Origin of the sequence: Pseudomonas sp. RIT-PI-a, assembly GCF_001187875.1 — a bacterium.
Lineage (GTDB): Bacteria > Pseudomonadota > Gammaproteobacteria > Pseudomonadales > Pseudomonadaceae > Aquipseudomonas > Aquipseudomonas coleopterorum.
In genome coordinates, this window is the sequence record NZ_LGIR01000029.1 from 1 (window position 1) to 17,965 (window position 17,965).

Below are 17,965 nucleotides of genomic sequence, written 5' to 3' on the forward strand. Positions count from 1 at the left end.
TCACTCGGGAGGGCGGGCGGGCACAAGTGACCCTGCGCGATGAAGACGGCGGCGAGCAGGTGTTGCGTGTGGACGCCAGCAGTGTCGTGCTGCAGGAGGGCGATGACGTGTCCGAAGGCGATCAGATCGGCGTGACCCGGCACTGGACGGCCGGACCGATCGCCTGGGGCTTGTGGACCACCCTGTGGCTGTCGCTGGTGTCGGGCGTGGTCGGGCTGCTGCTGGGTCTGGTCACCGGTCTGTGCCGACTGTCGAGCAATCCCACCCTGCGTCATCTGTCCACCGTGTATGTGGAGCTGGTGCGCGGCACGCCGCTGCTGGTGCAGATCTTCATCTTCTACTTCTTCATCGGTACCGTACTCAACCTCTCGCGCGAGTTCGCCGGTGTTGCGGCACTGGCGTTGTTCACCGGCGCCTACGTCGCCGAGATCGTGCGCTCGGGCGTGCAGTCCATCGCCAAGGGGCAGGGCGAGGCCGCCCGTTCGCTGGGCCTGGATGCCGGCCAATCGATGCGTTACGTGATCCTGCCCCAGGCGTTCAAGCGTGTATTGCCACCGTTGGCGGGGCAGTTCATCAGCCTGGTCAAGGACACGTCGCTGGTTTCGGTGATCGCCATCACCGAGCTGACCAAGAGTGGTCGCGAGGCGATCACCACGTCGTTCTCGACGTTCGAGATATGGTTCTGCGTGGCAGCCCTGTACCTGGTCATCAACCTGCCGCTGTCGTATTTCGCCAGCCGGCTCGAGCGGAGGCTTGCGCAAAGTGATTGAAGTACGCGACCTGTTGAAGGTGTTCAATACCCGCGGCCAGGTGGTACGTGCGGTGGATCAGGTCAGCACTCAGGTGGCCAAGGGCGAGGTACTGGTGGTCCTGGGGCCTTCGGGCTCGGGCAAGTCCACGTTCTTGCGCTGCCTCAATGGCCTGGAGGCGTTCGATCAGGGCTCGGTGAGCATCGACGGCCTGCGCCTGGATGACCCCAAGACCAACATCAATGCCTATCGGCGCGAAGTCGGCATGGTGTTCCAGCACTTCAACCTGTTTCCGCACATGACCGTGCTGGAAAACCTCTGCCTGGCGCAGAAGGTGGTGCGCAAGCGCGGCAAGGCCGAGCGCGAGGCCAAGGCCCGTGCGTTGCTGGCCAAGGTCGGCATCGGCGAGAAGGCCGATGCGTTTCCGTCACGGCTGTCCGGCGGCCAGCAGCAGCGCGTGGCCATTGCCCGTGCGTTGTGCATGGACCCCAAGGTGATGCTGTTCGACGAGCCGACTTCGGCGCTCGACCCCGAGATGGTCGGTGAAGTGCTGGAAGTGATGAAGACCCTGGCCGAGGAAGGCATGACCATGGTGTGCGTTACCCATGAGATGGGTTTCGCTCGGGAAGTGGCGGACCGGGTGCTGTTCTTCGACCACGGCCGCTTGCTGGAAGACGCGCCTCCGGCCGAGTTCTTCGATGCACCCAAGGACCCCAGGGCACAGGCGTTCTTGCGGCAGGTGTTGTAGTTCCGCTGCTTGGGTGACTGTGGGGCCTCTTCGCGGACAGAGGGCTCGCCGCCCGCCCCGCTCCCACAGGAGTACGGCAGGAGTTGTGGGTCTGTTGCCTGGCTGACTGGCTGTGTTGGCCTCTTCGCGGGCAGAGACCCGCTCCCACAGAAGTACGGCGGGGGGTGTAGGGTTGTTGCCTGGCTGACTGGCTGCTGGCCTTTTCGCGGGCAGAGATCCGCTCCCACAAGAATCTGCGGCGATCTTGTGGGAGCGGGTCTCTGCCCGCGAAGAGGCCCGCAAGCCCACCACCCAACCTCAAACCTTGAACTGCCCCACCAACCCCTGCAGGTGTGTCCCCAGCCGCGCCAGCTCGATGCTCGACGCTGCGGTCTCCTCGCTCGCCGCCGACGTCTGCTCGGAAACCTCGCGCACATTGAGCACGCTGCGGTTGATCTCGTCGGCCACCACGCTCTGTTGCTCCGCCGCTGCCGCGATCTGCTGATTCATGGCCTGGATCGCCGACACCGTGCGGGTGATGTCGCTCAACGACTGGCCGGCACGGCGAGCCAGTTGCACGCTGCTGTCGGTCATTTCCCGGCTGCTGTCCAACGCGCTCGACACCTGATGAGTCCCTGTTTGCAGGGACGCGATCAACGCCTGGATCTCTTCGGTCGATTGCTGGGTACGTTGGGCCAGGCTGCGTACTTCATCGGCCACCACGGCGAATCCACGACCGGCCTCGCCGGCGCGGGCCGCCTCGATCGCCGCGTTGAGGGCCAGCAGGTTGGTCTGCTGGGCCACGGAGGTGATCACATCGAGCACACCGCCGATCTTGCTGCTTTCCTGCTTCAACTGGTTCATGGCTTCGCTTGAATGCAGCACTTCGGCCGCCAGACGTTCGATCTGGCCCACCGCCTGGCTGACCACCCGATCGCCTTCGCGTGCCTGCTGATCGGCAGCCACAGCGGCCTCGGACGCCTCTTCGGCATTGCGCGCGACTTCCTGCACGGTAGCGGCCATCTCATTCATGGCGGTGGCGACCTGATCGGTTTCGACCTTCTGCGCATTGACCCCGGCACTGGTCTGCTCGGTGACCGCGGACAACTCCTCGGCCGCGCTGGCCAATTGCGTCACGCCTTCGCTGATGCCGCCCACCAGTTCACGCAGGTTCAAGGTCATGCGCTGCAAGGCCAGCTGCACCTGGCCCAGTTCGTCACGCCGAATAATGGCCGGCGACTGTCTCAGGTCGCCGGACGCAACTCGTTCGACACTGGCCAGGGTCTGGCGCAGGGGGCCGACGATCTGCGCGGTAATGGCCCATGCCGCGGCAATGCCAAGCAAGGTTGCCAACGCTGCCGCTGTTGCCAGCCACGCTTTGGCACGGGCCGTATCGGCATCGCGCTTGGCGGTCTGCGAGTCGCCGAGTCGATCGCTCAGATCAAGCAGCGAGGTCCCCAACGTCGTCATCTTGTCGATGCTCTGAAGAGTGGCCTGCTGATTCTCGCTGAATTGCGCCACCGCGGCGCGGTAGGCGCTCAAGGCTTCTCCAGCCTGCTGCAGGCGCCCGGTGAGTTCACTGGATACGCTGGCCTGTGCAGCGGCGACCGAGGCGATCGCCTGGTCGATGGCCGTCAGTGCCGGCTGGCGCGCTTCGTCCTTGGCGCTGTAGGTGTAGCCACGCACCTGGAAGCGAGCTTGCTGGATCAGCCGACTGGTTTCCACCAGCGTGCTGAACGCCGACAGGTCACCTTGGCCGAGCAGGGCTGCCTGCACCTGATTGACTTCGGCAACGGCGCGGTCGGCGGTGCTGCCCAATTGACTGCGCGCGGCCTCGCGACCCTGGATCGACAGCAGCGACGCGGCGAATGCCTGGCGATAGGCCTGGGTAGCCGCTATTTCCTGTTCGACCAGCGCTATATCTTCGGACATCACGAGGGTGTGCTGTGCGATCACCAGGTTGGCATCGAGCTCATCGAGCAGGCGAGTGACGGTGTCGGCACCGGAACTGCCTTTCTGCAATTCGAACGATTGAGCGGCGATGCGCAGGTCGCGCATGCGGTCATCGAGTATGGAAATGCTGGTGATCTTGTCGGCCCGCTCGATCAAGCGGGACAAGCCAAACCAGCCGGTGGCGGCGATCAGCAGCGTAAGCAGTAGCACCAACCCGAAACCGATCCCCAGTTTCAGGTTGACGCTCAGATTGCCCAGGTAACGGGCAAAGGTGTTCGACATGATTGAAGCTCCCTTTCAGGCCGACGGCGTGATTGTCGGCAGTTCAAGGGCATCGGCGTGAATGGAAGAAACTCGATAGTGGCATGTAACTAAATGCGGCGGCCGCTGTCACCTTCAGCTGTAGCCGCTTCAGAACAGCCGGGCGAGCAACACCGCCACCGCAGTTTCGACCCGCAGAATGCGTTCGCCCAGCTGGACAGGCTGCAGGCCCGCCTCCTTGAGCAGATCGATCTCGTAGGGAATCCAGCCGCCTTCCGGGCCGATGGCCAGCGTGACCGGCTCGGCGAGCTGGCGCGGGCAGGGCGGATAGTCGCCGGGGTGCCCGACCAGGCCCAAGGTGCCGGCGCACAGGGCCGGCAGGCGATCTTCGACGAAAGGCTTGAAGCGCTTTTCGATCACTACTTCCGGAAGCTGCGTGTCGCGGGCCTGTTCCAGACCCAGCACAAGCTGTTCGCGAATCGCGGCGGGTTCCAGGAAAGGGGTCTGCCAAAAGCTCTTCTCGACCCGGTAACTGTTCACCAGCACCACCTTGGCGACCCCCATGGTGGCAATAGTCTGGAATACCCGACGAAGCATCTTCGGCCGGGGCAGCGCCAGGATCAGGGTAAGCGGCAGCTTGGCCGGTGGTGCCTGGTCGAGCACCACGTCCAGCTCGGCTTCGTGACCCTCGAGACGGACCACTTCGGCACGGCCCATCAGGCCGTCGAGCTTGCCCACCCGCAGGCTGTCGCCCAGCTCCACGCGGTGCACGGCCTGCATATGGGTGAAGCGGCGGTCGCGCAACACCACCTTGTCCGGCGCGATGAAATCGGCCGTTTCGAGCAGCAGCAGGTTCATGCCCGGGTCGCGGGCGGCTGGTCGTTGCGATCGTCTTCCTCGGCGGGTTCGTCACCCCGCTTGCGGATCAGTGCGCCGAACAGGATGCCGATCTCGAACAGCAGCCACATCGGCACTGCCAACAGCGTCTGCGAGAAGATGTCCGGTGGAGTCAGGATCATGCCGACCACGAAGCAGCCGATGATCACATAGGGGCGAATCTTGCGCAGGTACTTCACGTCGACCACGCCGATCCACACCAGCAGCACCACTGCTACGGGAATCTCGAACGCCACGCCGAAGGCGAAGAACAGCGTCATGACGAAATCCAGGTAGCTGGCGATGTCGGTGGCCATGGTCACGCCCACAGGCGTGGCACTGGCGAAGAACTTGAAGACCAGCGGAAAGACCAGGAAATAAGCGAAGGCCATCCCGGCATAGAACAGAAAGATGCTCGACACCAGCAACGGTATGGCGATGCGCTTTTCATGCTTGTACAAGCCCGGCGCGATGAAGCCCCAGACCTGATGCAGGATGATCGGCACGGCCAGGAACAGCGAGACCATCATGGTCAGCTTGAACGGGGTGAGGAACGGCGAGGCCACGTCGGTGGCGATCATCGTTGCGCCAGCCGGCAGGTATTCGCGCAGCGGCGCCGATACCAGGGTGTAGATCTGTTGGGCAAACGAAAACAGCCCGGCGAAGACCAGAAAGATTACGGCAACGCAGCGCAGCAGCCGCGTGCGCAGTTCGGTCAGGTGCGAGACCAGCGGCATGGGCTGGTCATTTTCCGGAATTTCGCTCATGGGGCTCGCGGTGGCTGTGTAGGTTCATTGGAGGTGACGGGTATCGCGACCGCTGCGGCGCTGCTGGTATCGCGCTCGATCACGTCGGCCTGTTGCGCGGCAGTGGCCACGCTGGTCGGGGTGACGGCGGCGCTCACCGCATCGCGGTCCAGCACCGGCTGTGCCTGAGCTCCTGGCGCGATGGGATCGGCCAGCGGCGCAGGAGGCTCGCTCGGCCGCGCAGGACGCTGCGGGTCGAGAATCTTGCGCGCCTGCTCCTCCAGCGACAGCACGTGCTCGTTGTGCAATTGACGACGAATCTCGTCGGCGCCTATCTCGCGCTCGACTTCGGTCTTGATCGCATTGAAGCTGCGTTTCAGACGCCCGATCCACAGCCCTGCGGTTCGCGCGGCGCCGGGCAGTCGTTCAGGGCCCAGCACCAACAGGGCGATGAGGCCCACGAGCATGAGTTCACTGAAGCTGATACCGAACATTGATCAGTCTTTCCTGATGGGTTCTTCGACTTTCTGATGCTGGCCGTCGAGGGTGTGCGGCGGGGTCAGCGGCGAGCTGGCCTGCGGGTGCACCGGCTGGGTGGGCTGTTCGGCAGCCGGTTTGTCGTCGTCGTTCATGGCCTTGCGAAAGCCTTTTATCGACTCGCCCACGTCGGTGCCCAGGTTCTTGAGTTTCTTGGTGCCGAAGACCAATACCACGACGATCAGGATGACGATCCAGTGTTTCCAATCAAACAGACCCATGATTCAACTCCTCCAAAAAAACATTTCAGGCTGACGGCAGGCGGGCGGCTTTCTCATCGTGACCGGACAGACCGAAGCGGCGGTCCAGTTCATCGAGTACAGCCTGTGGGTGTTGGCCGAGTTGTGCAAGCATGACCAGGCTATGGAACCACAGATCGGCGGTTTCGTAGATGACATCGCTGCAGTCGCCGCTGTGCGCGGCGTCCTTGGCGGCAATGATGGTCTCGACCGATTCCTCGCCCAGCTTTTCCAGAATCTTGTTCAAACCCTTGGCGTACAGGCTGGCGACATAGGAGCTGTCGGCGCTGGCGCCCTTGCGTTCTTCGAGTACCGCGGCAACGCGGTCCAGGGTGTCATTCATGGCCATGGCCTGTGTGATAGATGGCGTCGGGGTCTTTCAGGACCGGATCGACGACGGTCCATTTGCCGTCCTCGAAGACCCGATAGAAGCAGCTTTGGCGGCCGGTGTGGCAGGCGATGTCGCCGATCTGTTCGACGCTGAGCACGACCACGTCGGCGTCACAGTCCAGGCGCAGTTCATGCAGCTTCTGCACGTGGCCGGACTCCTCGCCCTTGCGCCACAGCTTGCCACGCGAGCGTGACCAATAGATGGCCCGGTTTTCGGCGGCGGTCAGCGCCAGTGCTTCGCGGTTCATCCAGGCCATCATGAGGATGCGCCCGGTCTTGTGATCCTGGGCAATCGCCGGCACCAGGCCGTCGCGGTCCCATTTGATCTCGTCCAGCCAGTCTTTCATGTGCGACTCCGACAACAGAGAGGGCTAGTGTGCCAGCCGATGGCGCCACTGGCTATCGGCGCACGACCAGGTACAAGCCCGATGCCAGCATCAACCAGGCCGGCCAGGCCTGCACACTGTCCAGGGCAATGCCGGAGACGGCGGTCACTGTCCCACCCACCAACAAGGCACCGCCGAGCAGCCGCAGGGCCCACCGATCATGGCGTTGCTCCCAGGGCGGTGGTGGATCCTTGCGATGAGGCTGAGACATCCGTTCGAGTAGATCGCGGGTCATGTTGGCCAGATGCGGCAATTGCTCGACCTGCGATTGAACATTCTGAAACAAAGATTTCGGGCTGACCCGCTCGCGCATCCAGCGTTCGAGGAACGGCTGGGCGGTGCTCCACAGGTCCAGGTCCGGGTACAGCTGGCGGCCCAGGCCTTCGATATTGAGCAAGGTCTTCTGCAACAGCACCAGTTGCGGCTGCACTTCCATGTTGAAGCGCCGCGCGGTCTGGAACAGGCGCATCAACACCTGGCCGAAGGAAATGTCCTTGAGCGGCTTCTCGAAGATCGGCTCGCACACGGTACGGATCGCCGCTTCGAATTCGTTGAGCTTGGTTTCCGCCGGAACCCAACCCGAATCGATGTGCAATTGGGCGACGCGGCGGTAGTCGCGCTTGAAGAAGGCGAACAGGTTGCGCGCCAGGTAATCCTGGTCTTCGGGGGTCAGGCTGCCGACGATGCCGCAGTCGATGGCGATGTAGCGCGGGCTCCAGGGCGCCACGGTACTGACGAAGATATTGCCCGGGTGCATGTCGGCGTGGAAGAAGCTGTCGCGAAAGACCTGGGTGAAGAAAATCTCGACACCGCGCTCGGCCAGTAGCTTCATGTCGGTGCGCTGGTCGGCCAGGGCGGCCATGTCGGTGACCTGCACGCCGTAGATGCGCTCCATCACCAGCACCTTGGGCCGGCACCAGTCCCAGTACACCTGGGGCACGTAGAGCAGATCCGAATCTTCGAAGTTGCGCCGTAGCTGGCTGGAGTTGGCTGCCTCGCGCAGCAGGTCGAGCTCGTCGTAGATGGTCCGCTCGTAGTCGGCGACCACGTCCACCGGGTGCAGCAGGCGGGCGTCGGCCGACAGTCGCTCGGCCTGGCGGGCCAGCAGGAACAGCCAGGCCAGATCCTGGCCGATGACCGATCTGAGCCCTGGACGGATGACCTTGACCACCACCTCTTCGCCAGTCTTGAGCCGCGCCGCGTGCACTTGGGCCACCGAAGCCGAAGCCAGCGGCTCGACGTCGAAGCGACTGAACACGTCGGTGATCTTCGCCCCCAGCTGCTGTTCGATCAGGGCCATGGCCTGCTTGGGATCGAACGGCGGTACGCGGTCCTGCAGCAGCATCAGCTCATCGGCGATGTCTTCGGGCAGCAGGTCGCGGCGGGTGGAGAGGATCTGCCCGAACTTGATGAAGATCGGCCCCAGGTCCTGCAACGCCAGGCGCAGGCGCGCGCCCCGGTTGAGCTCCTGGCGGCTGCGCGGCAGCCAGCGCCAGGGCATGGCGAAACGGGTGATCTTCAGCCACCACGGCAGTGGCAGGGCGAACATCAGGTCATCGAGGCGGTAGCGGATCACGACGCGCTGGATGCGCAACAGACGGCGGACGGCAAGCAGCTTCATGCGTTATCGCTGGAGTTGTGGGATCGGGCGAGGCGCTCAATACGCGCCTCGAGGCGTTCGACATCGACTTTCAAAGCATCCAGCTCATTGAAACGGGCCTGGGCTTCCTGCTCGCCTACCAGGGTACGCGCTTCCTCGGCCAGGTATTCGCCCAAATTCTGGGTCGCCGTGGCCAGACCTTCACGGGTCCAGCCCGTGCGGCTGCGCAGGTGCCCGGCCAGCAACGAGGTCGGCACCGGGCCAAGCCAGCGTGAGACTTCGTATTCCCAGTCCAGTTCAAGGTCCTGCAGCACCTTCACCAGCTCGAGCAGGGCAGCGCTGTCGCCGTCCAGATCGACCTGGGGGCTGTGCAGCACGGCGGTCTTGTCTTTGCGCAGCGCCAACTGCACCAGGCTGGCGGCCGGCGCCCGCAAGGTGCAGTCGGCCGGCGTGGCCCATTGCTGGGCCAGCATCAGGCCATTGCCACTGGGCAGGACGTAGAGCGTAAAGGAAGGCTGGCGACCCTGGATGGCAATCACCTTGCCATGCAGGTGCGCCAGGCGCGGCAGCGCCGTGGCGTCCAGACGCAGCACACGGTTGAGGCCGTGTTCGACACTGGCGATCAGGCCGCCGAGCAACATCAGGGCTTGATCCCGCGGTGCAGCGCGACGATGCCGCTGGTCATGTTGTGGTAGGTGACGCGGTCGAAACCGGCCTGCACCATCATGGCCTTGAGGGTTTCCTGATCAGGGTGCATGCGGATCGACTCGGCGAGGTAGCGGTAGCTTTCCGAATCATTGGTGATCAGTTTGCCGGCCAGCGGCATGAAGGCGAACGAATAGGCGTCGTAGACCTTGGACATCAGCTTGTTGGTGGGCTTGGAGAACTCCAGCACCAGCAGGCGACCGCCCGGCTTGAGCACACGCAGCATGGAGGCGATGGCCGCTTCCTTGTGCGTGACGTTGCGCAGACCGAAGGCAATGGTCACACAATCGAAGTGATTGTCGGGGAACGGCAGCTTTTCGGCGTCGGCCTGGACGAACTCGATGTTGCCGGCCACGCCACGGTCGAGCAGTCGGTCACGACCGACCTTGAGCATGGAGGCATTGATGTCGGCCAGTACGACCTGACCGGTCGGCCCGACCAGATCGGAGAACTTGCGTGCCAGATCGCCCGTACCACCAGCGATGTCCAGCACTCGGTTACCCACGCGCACGCCGGACAGTTCGATGGTGAAGCGCTTCCACAACCGGTGCATGCCGCCGGACAGCACGTCGTTCATCAAGTCGTACTTGGCCGCTACCGAGTGGAACACCTCGGCGACCTTTTCGGCCTTCTGGCTTTCCGGTACGTGCTTGTAGCCGAAGTGAGTGGTGGGTTCGGCATCGCCGCCTTTGCGCTGATCATTCATATCGCTGTCACCAGGAAAAATTACGCACCATTCTAAGCCGCACAAGGGCGCTTTGTCTTGGCGCGATGGATTGCCAGGGCATCCGCGTTAAACTGTGCGCCATTGAACCCATTACCCGGAGTCCCCGATGACCCAGATCAACGTCGAACGCAAACACAATCTGGGCCGCGATGCGGCGCGGCAGAAGGCTGAGGTGGTGGTGCAGAAGCTGATCGACCGCTATGACGTGCAGGCCACCTGGCAGGGCGATACGGTGGCGGTCAAGCGCAGCGGCGCGCAGGGAACCGTGCAGATCGACGACGAAGCGATTCGAATCGACCTGAAGCTGGGCATGATGCTGGCGATGATGAGCGGAACGATCCAGAGCGAGATCGAAAAGGCGTTGGACAAGGCCCTGGCGGCCTAGAGCATCAACCTCACCACGGACTCGGCGGGGTCGCGGGATTTTCCAGCGGCGCGCAACTGTTCCAGGTAGTCGGCCCAGAGCTGCTCCTGGCGCAGCGCCAACTGGTACAGGTAGTCCCAGGTGAACAGGCCGCTGTCATGGCCATCGTCGAAAGTCAGCTTCAAAGCGTACTGGCCAGCTGGTTCCACCTTGGTCAGGCCAACCCCCAGTTTCCCCACCTGCAGAATCGGCTTGCCGTGGCCCTGAACCTCGGCGGACGGCGAGTGCACGCGCAGGAACTCGGCGGGCAGGTGGAACACCTCGTCGGGACCATACGTCAGGCTCAGGGTCTTGGAGGCCTTGTGCAGGTTGATGGCGCTCGGGATTTTGCTCATGGTCGTTCTCGATATCCCAGCAGTGCCTGCTCCGTGGCCGCTGACCGCTCCTACGAACCCAGCCTGCGGGAACGATCATTGACGTTGCCCGCGAGCCGCGTCCCGTAGGAGCGGTCAGCGGCCGCGAAGGCCGCACCACGGCATGACAGGCCGTACTACAGAATGTAGCGCGACAGGTCTTCGTTCTGCGCCAGCTCGCCCAGATGGCTGTTCACATACTCGGCATCGATCTGGATCGGCGCTTCGCTGTGCGCGGCAGCCATGTCACCGGCGCTGAACGAGACTTCCTCCAGCAACCGCTCCAGCAGCGTGTGCAGGCGACGGGCACCGATGTTCTCGGTCTTTTCGTTGACCTGCCAGGCGATCTCGGCCAAGCGCTTGATGCCTTCGGGCACGAACTCGATGTTCAAGCCTTCGGTCTTCAGCAGCTCGCGATACTGTTCGGTCAGCGACGCATGAGGCTCGCTCAGGATGCGCTCGAAATCCTGCGGGCTCAATGCCTTGAGTTCGACGCGAATCGGCAGGCGACCCTGCAACTCGGGCACCAGGTCGCTCGGCTTGCTCAGGTGGAAGGCGCCCGAAGCGATGAACAGGATGTGGTCGGTCTTGACCATGCCCAGCTTGGTGTTGACCGTGCAGCCTTCGATCAACGGCAGCAGGTCGCGCTGCACGCCTTCACGGGACACGTCGGCGCCACCCACGTTGCCGCGCTTGGCCACTTTGTCGATTTCATCGATGAAGACGATACCGTGCTGCTCGACTGCTTCCAGCGCCTTGGCCTTGAGCTCTTCTTCATTGACCAGGCGACCGGCCTCTTCGTCGCGGACCATTTTCAGCGCGTCCTTGACCTTAAGCTTGCGGCTTTTCTTCTTGCCCTTGCCCATGTTGGCGAACAGGCTCTGCAGCTGGTTGGTCATTTCTTCCATGCCGGGAGGGGCAGAGATGTCCACGCCGCCCATCTGCTCGGCCACTTCGATCTCGATTTCCTTGTCGTCCAGCTGACCTTCGCGCAGACGCTTGCGGAACAGCTGGCGGGTGTTCGAATCGTTGCTCACCGGCTCTTCGTTGAAGCCTGCACGGGCAGCAGGCAGCAGCGCGTCGAGAATACGCTCTTCGGCTGCGTCTTCGGCGCGATGGCGGACCTTAACCATTTCCTGCTCACGCAGCAGCTTGATGGCCGCATCGGCCAGGTCACGGATGATCGATTCGACATCGCGGCCCACGTAGCCGACTTCGGTGAACTTGGTCGCTTCGACCTTGATGAACGGCGCATTGGCGAGCTTGGCCAGGCGGCGTGCGATTTCAGTCTTGCCGACGCCGGTCGGGCCGATCATCAGGATGTTCTTGGGCGTCACTTCGACGCGCAGCTCTTCAGGCAGCTGCATACGCCGCCAGCGGTTGCGCAGGGCAATGGCGACGGCGCGTTTGGCATCGTCCTGGCCAATGATATGGCGATTGAGTTCGTGGACGATTTCGCGGGGGGTCATGGACATGGTGTGTTCCGGACTCGAAGGTTCAGTGCGCGTGGTCTTCTGTGAAGATCATCCCAGGTGGGCGCGGCGACTGATCACTGGGCGAGATCCTGCTCCTCGATGGTCATGTTGTGATTGGTGAACACGCAGATGTCGCCAGCAATGCCCAGGGCGGTCTCGACGATTTCACGAGCGCCCAGCTCGGTCTTCTTCAACAGTGCGCTGGCAGCGGCTTGCGCGAAGGCACCACCGGAACCCATGGCAATCAGCCCGTCTTCGGGTTCGACGACGTCACCGTTGCCGGTGATGATCAAGGAAGCATCCTTGTTGGCCACGGCCAGCATCGCCTCCAGGCGGCTCAGCGAGCGGTCGGTACGCCACTCCTTGGCCAGCTCCACGGCGGCACGGACCAGATGGCCCTGGTGTTTCTCGAGTTGACCTTCGAAACGTTCGAAGAGGGTGAAGGCGTCGGCGGTGGCACCGGCAAAGCCGGCGATGACCTGACCGTGGTACAGGCGCCGGACTTTCTTGGCGTTGCCTTTCATCACGGTGTTGCCGAGGGAAACCTGGCCGTCGCCGCCCATGACGACTTTGCCATGACGGCGGACTGAAACGATGGTGGTCAAGGGGAGAGTCTCCACGCAGCGGGGCGAAAATGCCCTGATGGAAACGGATATGGGGGTGGGTGAGGGGATTTCAACCTTTGCAGGTTGTGGGGCGCGTGGAGACAGCTTGCGGCGTATCAGGAAATTTGCGGTGGGCCCTTCGCGGGCAGAGCCCGCTCCCACAGGGCCCCGCTCCCACAGATGCTGCGCGCACCTGTGGGAGCGGGGCGGGCGGCGAGCCCTCTGCCCGCGAAGGGCACACCGCCGATGTGCAGACTTACTGCCGAATCTGCCTTTGCTGCAACAGCAGGTTACTAAATCCACTGCCCGCCAGTTGCTTCTGCGCCACGGTCAGTTGCTCGCGGTTGCTGAACGGACCCACCAGTACCCGGTACCAGGTGTCCTCCTTGACCGTTCCGGACTCGACGTTCACCGACTGCCCCAGCAGGATGATCTGCGCCCGTACCCGGTCGGCGTCCGCCTGCTTGCGGAACGAACCGGCCTGCAGATAGAACTGGGTGGTCGCCGCGGGCTTGATCACGGGCGGGGCCGGCGGCGGAGTCGCGCCGCTGAGCGCCGCCTGGGCGCGGGCTGTATCGATCTTGGCCGCTTCGGCCGGCGTGCCGGGGGCCTGGGCCGGAATCGGGGGTGTCTTCTCGGGAACCGCCTCGGGCGGCACGATGACCTCCGATTCCGGCAGCAGGGTGTAGAAGTCGTACTTGGGCTTGACCGGTGCCTGAGGGCTGGGCGGGGTCTTGTTCGCCTCGGCGATCTTCTCCGCCTTCGCCTGCTCGGCCTTGACGCGCTTGACGTCGCCGTTGCCCGGCTCCAGCTTCATCAGGAACACCACGAACGCGCCCACGCTCAGGCCGATCGCCAGCCACAGCCAGCCCGGGATGGGCTTCTTGGCAGGTGCGGAATTGCGGCTGGCGCCACGTTTGGGTGCAGGTTTCTTCTTGGCAGCCAACTTACATACGCTCCAGTGTTTCCAGGCCCAACAGAGCCAATCCTTGCTTGAGGGTGCGGCCGGTCAGCGCCGCCAGGCGCAGGCGGCTTTGTTGCTGAGCGGGGTTTTCGGCCGCCAGGATCGGGCAGTTCTCATAGAAGCTGGAGAACAGCCCAGCCACATCGTACAGGTAAGTACACAGCACATGGGGCGTGCCTTTCTCACCGACGGTGTTCAGCACTTCGGTGAATTGCGCCAGCCTGGCCGCCAATTCCTTCTCGTGTTCGGCTTCCAGCACGATCTGGCCTTCGACGTCCGCGAAATCCTTGCCCAGCTTGCGGAACACCCCGGCCACACGGGTGTAGGCGTAGAGCAAGTACGGCGCGGTATTGCCTTCGAAGTTGAGCATCAGGTCGAAGTTGAAGCTGTAGTCGCTGGTGCGATGCTTGGACAGGTCGGCATATTTCACCGCGCCGATCCCCACGGCCTTGGCGATCACCCGCAGGTCAGCCTCGGCGACCTCGGGGTTCTTTTCCTTGACCAGGGTGTAGGCGCGTTGCTCGGCTTCGTCGAGCAGGTCGACCAGCTTCACGGTGCCGCCGTCGCGGGTCTTGAACGGGCGGCCATCGGCGCCGTTCATGGTGCCGAAGCCCATGTGCTCGGGCTGCATGCCATTGCTGATGAAACCGGCGCGCCGCGCCACCTCGAACACCTGCTGGAAGTGCAGGGCCTGACGCTGATCGACGAAGTACAGCGCGCGGTCGGCCTTGAGCACGTTGCTGCGATAGCGCAGCGCAGCCAGGTCGGTAGTGGCATACAGATAGCCGCCACCGGCCTTCTGCACGATCACCGGCAGTGGGGTGCCTTCGGCGGTCTTGAATTCTTCGAGGAACACGCACTGCGCGCCGTTGCTTTCCACCAGCAGGCCCTTGGCGCGCAGGTCGGCGACCACGTTGGCCAGGTCGTCGTTGTAGGCGCTTTCGCCCATCACGTCGGCCGGGGTCAGCTTGACGTTCAAGCGCTCATAGGTGCTCTGGCAGTGGGACAGGGAGATTTCGTTGAAGCGCTTCCACAGCGCCAGGCACTCGGCGTCGCCGGCCTGCAGCTTGACCACCAGGCCGCGTGCGCGCTCGGCGAATTCCTCGGATTCATCGAAGCGCTGCTTGGCTGCGCGATAGAAATTCTCCAGGTCGGAGAGTTCGTCGCTGGTAGCGGGTTTCTCCTGCAGGTAGGCGAGCAGCATGCCGAACTGCGTGCCCCAGTCACCGACGTGGTTCTGGCGGATCACGGTGTCGCCGAGGAACTCCAGCACATTGGCCACGCCATCGCCGATGATCGTCGAGCGCAGGTGGCCCACGTGCATTTCCTTGGCCAGGTTGGGTGCCGACAGATCGACCACCACGCGCTGTGCCGGGCCGGCCTTGCGCACGCCGATGTGGGCATCGGCCAGTGCAGCATCCAGGCGCGCGGCGAGGGCGGCACTGTTCTGGAAGAAGTTGAGGAAGCCGGGACCGGCGATCTCGACCTTGCTCACTCCCTCATCGGCCGGCAGCGCGGCAATCAGCTTTTCTGCCAGGTCACGTGGCTTCATGCCGGCAGGCTTGGCCAGCATCATGGCGATGTTGCTGGCGAAATCGCCGTTCTTCTTGTCTCGCGAGTTTTCCACCTGGATTGCCGGCGTCAGACCTTCTGGCAGCACACCTTCGGCGACGAGGTGGGTCAGGGCTTGTTGAATCAGCTGGCGAATGGTGTCTTTCATGGGGTTCTCGGTCGACCGCGGGTACGGCGGTGCTGGATGCGCGGGTGGAAAAACTGGGCATTATCCGGTTGTTGGCAGGGGTTGCCAACCCGCAAATCCCCCCCTGCAAGCCACCACCCCTGCAGCAGAGGCGCAAGCCGCGTCAGCAGACGCCGCCGATCCGCGCTCCAGGTGCGCCTATCTCAATACAAATCCACCGGGTCCACATCCAGCGACCAGCGTACCTGCCGCCCGCTCGGCAGTTGCTCCAGTTGCAGCATCCAGGCATTGAGCAAGCGGTGCAGCGGTGCTCTCAGCGTTGCCTGCACCAGCAGCTGCGCCCGGTAGCGTCCGGCGCGGCGTTCCATGGGGGCTGGTACCGGCCCCAGCAGTTCGAGACCGCCCAGTGCCAGTTGCGCCACCAAGGCTTCGGCGGCGGCGCAGGCTTCGTCCAGAAAGGCTTCGGCCTGGCCCGGCTTGTGGGCCTCGGCGCGCAGCAGCGCCAGGTGCGCGAAGGGTGGCAGGCCGGCGGCGCGGCGTTCGGCCAGGGCCTGCTCGGCGAAGGCGAAGTAACCCTGCTCGGTCAATTGCACCAGCAGCGGATGGTCGGCCAGGTGCGTCTGGATGATCACCTTGCCTGGCTCTTCGGCACGCCCGGCGCGGCCGGCCACCTGAACGATCAATTGCGCCATGCGCTCGCTGGCGCGGAAGTCACCGGAGAACAGCCCACCGTCGGCATCGAGGATCGACACCAGGGTGACCCGTGGGAAGTGGTGCCCCTTGGCCAGCATCTGGGTGCCGATCAGGATGCACGGTTGGCCCTTCTGGATGGTCGCGAACAACTGGTTCATCGCGTCCTTGCGCGAGGTGCTGTCGCGGTCGACGCGCAGCACCGGGTAGTCGGGAAACAGGATCGCCAGGCGTTCCTCGGCGCGCTCGGTGCCGGCGCCCACCGGCCGCAGGTCCACGGTGCCGCACTTGGGGCACTGGCGCGGTACGCGTTCGACGTGGCCGCAGTGATGGCAGCGCAACTCGCCCGAGCGCTGGTGAACGGTCGTGCGCGCATCGCAGCGCGGGCACTCGGACAGCCAGCCGCAATCGTGGCACAGCAGGGTAGGGGCAAAGCCGCGGCGGTTGAGAAACACCAGCACCTGCTGGCCGTTGGCCAAGGTCTGGCCGATGGCCTGCTGCATCGGTCCGCTGATGCCGCTGTCCAGCGGTCGGCTCTTCACATCCAGGCGCAGGAACTTGGGCTGCTGGGCGCCGCCGGCGCGATGGTCGATGCGCAGCAGGCCGTAACGACCGGTGTAGGCATTGTGCAGACTTTCCAGGGACGGCGTGGCCGAGCCCAGGACGATGGGAATGTCTTCCTGGCTGGCGCGCACCAGCGCCAGGTCACGGGCGTGGTAGCGCAGGCCTTCCTGCTGTTTATAGGAACCGTCGTGTTCTTCGTCGATGATGATCAGCCCAGGGTTCTTCATGGGCGTGAACAGCGCCGAGCGGGTGCCGATGATGATGTCGGCCTCGCCGTCGCGGGCGGCCAGCCAGGCGTCGAGACGGTCGCGGTCGTTGACCGCCGAATGCACCAGCGCGATGCGTGCGTTGAAGCGCTGTTCGAAACGCGCCAGGGTCTGCGGCCCCAGGTTGATCTCCGGGATCAGCACCAGGGCCTGCTTGCCGGCCTCCAGGCACTCGTGAATCAGTTGCAGGTACACCTCGGTCTTGCCACTGCCGGTCACGCCCGCGAGGAGAAACGCGTGGAAGCCACCCAGGCTGGCGCGGATCGCCTCGAAGGCGGCGCGTTGCTCTTCGTTGAGCGGCAGTTCCGGTTGCGCCAGCCAGTGTTCCGCGCGTGGGCCGGGGCCATGGCGGCGCACTTCGACGCTGACCAGTTGCTTGGCCAGCAGCAGGTCGAGGCTGTCCTTGTTCAGTTGCAGTTTGCTCAACAGCTGATGCGCCACGCCATGGGGATGCTGGGCCAGGGTCTTGAGCGCGTCGCGCTGCTTGGGCGCGCGGGCGATACGCGGGTCGTCCAGGCGTGCATCGGCGGCGGCGTGCCAGAAGCGCTCCTGGCGGGCCTCGGCCGGTTCCCCCTGGCGCAGCAGCACCGGCAGTGCCCAGCTGAGGGTGTCACCCAGGCCGTGCTGATAGTACTGCGAGGTCCACAGGCACAGCTTGAATAGCGCAGGCGGCAGCGGGCTGACCGGATCGAGCAGGGCAATGGCCGGCTTGAGTTTGTCGGCCGGTACCTCGCTGTGGCTGACCACCTCGACCAGTATGCCGATCATCTCCCGCCGCCCGAACGGTACCCGCAGGCGCATGCCCGGGGTGAACACGGTCTGCGCCGTGTGGGCGGGCGCCTTGTAGTCGAACAGGCGTCGCAGCGGCGAGGGCAGGGCGAGGCGCAGGATGACGTCGGGCACGCGGGAATTCTCTTGAGTGGAGGCGACTGCAATCGTGGGCGGAGCCAGGGTCACGGCGGGGGACCGCGCTCGAAGGATTCGAGGGGCGCAGCCTAGCAGACGACGGTCGGCGCAAGCGACAACTTG

19 protein-coding genes and 1 pseudogene are annotated in these 17,965 nt (G+C 64.1%); 3 read left to right on the forward strand and 17 right to left on the reverse strand.

Annotated features, from left to right (window positions below; translation table 11 throughout):
- Together AC788_RS16985 and AC788_RS16990 are read left to right on the forward strand one after the other, a co-directional pair.
- On the forward strand, window positions 1–770 hold a 770-nt coding region (locus AC788_RS16985; RefSeq protein WP_049861786.1), incomplete at its 5' end, for an amino acid ABC transporter permease.
- A complete protein-coding gene (locus AC788_RS16990) occupies window positions 763–1,497 on the forward strand; it encodes an amino acid ABC transporter ATP-binding protein (RefSeq protein WP_043193705.1) in 735 nt (244 codons plus the stop codon). The genes AC788_RS16985 and AC788_RS16990, both read left to right, overlap by 8 nt.
- A gap of 297 nt (window positions 1,498–1,794) precedes the next feature.
- Here AC788_RS16990 and AC788_RS22265 read toward each other — a convergent pair whose 3' ends face one another.
- From AC788_RS22265 to ubiE, 11 genes and pseudogenes are all read right to left on the reverse strand, one after another.
- Window positions 1,795–2,658: a methyl-accepting chemotaxis protein gene (locus tag AC788_RS22265; RefSeq protein WP_376787049.1), complete on the reverse strand. Its 864-nt coding sequence runs from the start codon at window positions 2,656–2,658 to the stop codon at window positions 1,795–1,797.
- A pseudogene (locus AC788_RS22270) lies at window positions 2,650–3,711 on the reverse strand (methyl-accepting chemotaxis protein); the annotation flags it as partial. The pseudogene AC788_RS22270 and the gene AC788_RS22265, both read right to left, overlap by 9 nt.
- A 129-nt stretch (window positions 3,712–3,840) precedes the next feature.
- Window positions 3,841–4,548 carry a 16S rRNA (uracil(1498)-N(3))-methyltransferase gene (locus AC788_RS17000; RefSeq protein WP_049861750.1) on the reverse strand — a complete coding sequence of 236 codons (708 nt, stop codon included), beginning with the start codon at window positions 4,546–4,548 and terminating at the stop codon, window positions 3,841–3,843.
- A complete protein-coding gene (tatC, locus tag AC788_RS17005; protein WP_049861751.1) occupies window positions 4,545–5,333 on the reverse strand; it encodes a twin-arginine translocase subunit TatC in 789 nt (262 codons plus the stop codon). Before tatC ends, AC788_RS17000 begins: the two co-directional genes overlap by 4 nt.
- Window positions 5,330–5,806 carry a Sec-independent protein translocase protein TatB gene (tatB, locus tag AC788_RS17010; protein ID WP_049861752.1) on the reverse strand — a complete coding sequence of 159 codons (477 nt, stop codon included), beginning with the start codon at window positions 5,804–5,806 and terminating at the stop codon, window positions 5,330–5,332. Before tatB ends, tatC begins: the two co-directional genes overlap by 4 nt.
- A 3-nt stretch (window positions 5,807–5,809) precedes the next feature.
- On the reverse strand, window positions 5,810–6,070 hold the full coding sequence (locus AC788_RS17015) for a twin-arginine translocase TatA/TatE family subunit (protein WP_049861753.1): 261 nt from the start codon (window positions 6,068–6,070) through the stop codon (window positions 5,810–5,812).
- A 25-nt stretch (window positions 6,071–6,095) separates the two neighbouring features.
- The gene (locus AC788_RS17020) at window positions 6,096–6,431 is read right to left on the reverse strand and encodes a phosphoribosyl-ATP diphosphatase (protein WP_049861754.1); all 336 of its coding nucleotides are present in this window, start codon (window positions 6,429–6,431) and stop codon (window positions 6,096–6,098) included.
- Window positions 6,424–6,825: a phosphoribosyl-AMP cyclohydrolase gene (hisI, locus tag AC788_RS17025; RefSeq protein ID WP_049861755.1), complete on the reverse strand. Its 402-nt coding sequence runs from the start codon at window positions 6,823–6,825 to the stop codon at window positions 6,424–6,426. The genes AC788_RS17020 and hisI overlap by 8 nt, the downstream gene beginning before the upstream one ends.
- 52 nt (window positions 6,826–6,877) lie before the next feature.
- On the reverse strand, window positions 6,878–8,485 hold the full coding sequence (ubiB, locus tag AC788_RS17030; protein WP_049861756.1) for a ubiquinone biosynthesis regulatory protein kinase UbiB: 1,608 nt from the start codon (window positions 8,483–8,485) through the stop codon (window positions 6,878–6,880).
- Window positions 8,482–9,105: a ubiquinone biosynthesis accessory factor UbiJ gene (locus AC788_RS17035; RefSeq protein WP_049861757.1), complete on the reverse strand. Its 624-nt coding sequence runs from the start codon at window positions 9,103–9,105 to the stop codon at window positions 8,482–8,484. The genes ubiB and AC788_RS17035 overlap by 4 nt, the downstream gene beginning before the upstream one ends.
- Window positions 9,105–9,875, reverse strand: coding sequence for a bifunctional demethylmenaquinone methyltransferase/2-methoxy-6-polyprenyl-1,4-benzoquinol methylase UbiE (ubiE, locus tag AC788_RS17040; protein WP_043191385.1), 771 nt, complete (start codon window positions 9,873–9,875; stop codon window positions 9,105–9,107). The genes AC788_RS17035 and ubiE overlap by 1 nt, the downstream gene beginning before the upstream one ends.
- A 127-nt stretch (window positions 9,876–10,002) precedes the next feature.
- Here ubiE and AC788_RS17045 point away from each other — a divergent pair, with 127 nt between their 5' ends.
- Window positions 10,003–10,281, forward strand: coding sequence for a polyhydroxyalkanoic acid system family protein (locus tag AC788_RS17045; protein WP_043191383.1), 279 nt, complete (start codon window positions 10,003–10,005; stop codon window positions 10,279–10,281).
- Here AC788_RS17045 and AC788_RS17050 read toward each other — a convergent pair.
- The 6 genes from AC788_RS17050 to AC788_RS17075 all read right to left on the reverse strand — a co-directional run bounded on the left by AC788_RS17050 (window position 10,278) and on the right by AC788_RS17075 (window position 17,839).
- On the reverse strand, window positions 10,278–10,655 hold the full coding sequence (locus tag AC788_RS17050; protein ID WP_049861758.1) for a gamma-butyrobetaine hydroxylase-like domain-containing protein: 378 nt from the start codon (window positions 10,653–10,655) through the stop codon (window positions 10,278–10,280). The two genes, AC788_RS17045 and AC788_RS17050, sit on opposite strands and share 4 nt — an antisense overlap.
- Before the next feature lie 155 nt (window positions 10,656–10,810).
- Window positions 10,811–12,148 carry an ATP-dependent protease ATPase subunit HslU gene (hslU, locus tag AC788_RS17055; RefSeq protein ID WP_043191381.1) on the reverse strand — a complete coding sequence of 446 codons (1,338 nt, stop codon included), beginning with the start codon at window positions 12,146–12,148 and terminating at the stop codon, window positions 10,811–10,813.
- Between the two features lie 74 nt (window positions 12,149–12,222).
- Window positions 12,223–12,753 carry an ATP-dependent protease subunit HslV gene (gene hslV, locus AC788_RS17060; RefSeq protein WP_049861759.1) on the reverse strand — a complete coding sequence of 177 codons (531 nt, stop codon included), beginning with the start codon at window positions 12,751–12,753 and terminating at the stop codon, window positions 12,223–12,225.
- A gap of 256 nt (window positions 12,754–13,009) precedes the next feature.
- Window positions 13,010–13,699 carry an SPOR domain-containing protein gene (locus AC788_RS17065; protein WP_049861760.1) on the reverse strand — a complete coding sequence of 230 codons (690 nt, stop codon included), beginning with the start codon at window positions 13,697–13,699 and terminating at the stop codon, window positions 13,010–13,012.
- Between the two features lies 1 nt (window position 13,700).
- Entirely contained in the window at window positions 13,701–15,437 is a 1,737-nt protein-coding gene (gene argS / locus AC788_RS17070; protein WP_049861761.1) for an arginine--tRNA ligase, read from the reverse strand.
- A 182-nt stretch (window positions 15,438–15,619) separates the two neighbouring features.
- Window positions 15,620–17,839, reverse strand: coding sequence for a primosomal protein N' (locus AC788_RS17075; RefSeq protein ID WP_049861762.1), 2,220 nt, complete (start codon window positions 17,837–17,839; stop codon window positions 15,620–15,622).
- Window positions 17,840–17,965 lie beyond the last annotated feature (126 nt).

Bases quoted from the DNA above. Each gene is read 5' to 3' on its own strand.
- AC788_RS17000 (WP_049861750.1), bottom strand. From the start codon at position 4,548: ATGAACCTGCTGCTGCTCGAAACGGCCGATTTCATCGCGCCGGACAAG.
- AC788_RS17035 (WP_049861757.1), bottom strand. From the start codon at position 9,105: ATGTTGCTCGGCGGCCTGATCGCCAGTGTCGAACACGGCCTCAACCGT.
- argS (WP_049861761.1), bottom strand. From the start codon at position 15,437: ATGAAAGACACCATTCGCCAGCTGATTCAACAAGCCCTGACCCACCTC.
- ubiB (WP_049861756.1), bottom strand. From the start codon at position 8,485: ATGAAGCTGCTTGCCGTCCGCCGTCTGTTGCGCATCCAGCGCGTCGTG.
- tatB (WP_049861752.1), bottom strand. From the start codon at position 5,806: ATGTTCGGTATCAGCTTCAGTGAACTCATGCTCGTGGGCCTCATCGCC.
- AC788_RS17020 (WP_049861754.1), bottom strand. From the start codon at position 6,431: ATGAATGACACCCTGGACCGCGTTGCCGCGGTACTCGAAGAACGCAAG.
- AC788_RS17045 (WP_043191383.1), top strand. From the start codon at position 10,003: ATGACCCAGATCAACGTCGAACGCAAACACAATCTGGGCCGCGATGCG.
- AC788_RS22265 (WP_376787049.1), bottom strand. From the start codon at position 2,658: ATGACCTTGAACCTGCGTGAACTGGTGGGCGGCATCAGCGAAGGCGTG.
- AC788_RS17015 (WP_049861753.1), bottom strand. From the start codon at position 6,070: ATGGGTCTGTTTGATTGGAAACACTGGATCGTCATCCTGATCGTCGTG.
- AC788_RS17050 (WP_049861758.1), bottom strand. From the start codon at position 10,655: ATGAGCAAAATCCCGAGCGCCATCAACCTGCACAAGGCCTCCAAGACC.
- tatC (WP_049861751.1), bottom strand. From the start codon at position 5,333: ATGAGCGAAATTCCGGAAAATGACCAGCCCATGCCGCTGGTCTCGCAC.
- hslU (WP_043191381.1), bottom strand. From the start codon at position 12,148: ATGTCCATGACCCCCCGCGAAATCGTCCACGAACTCAATCGCCATATC.
- ubiE (WP_043191385.1), bottom strand. From the start codon at position 9,875: ATGAATGATCAGCGCAAAGGCGGCGATGCCGAACCCACCACTCACTTC.
- hisI (WP_049861755.1), bottom strand. From the start codon at position 6,825: ATGAAAGACTGGCTGGACGAGATCAAATGGGACCGCGACGGCCTGGTG.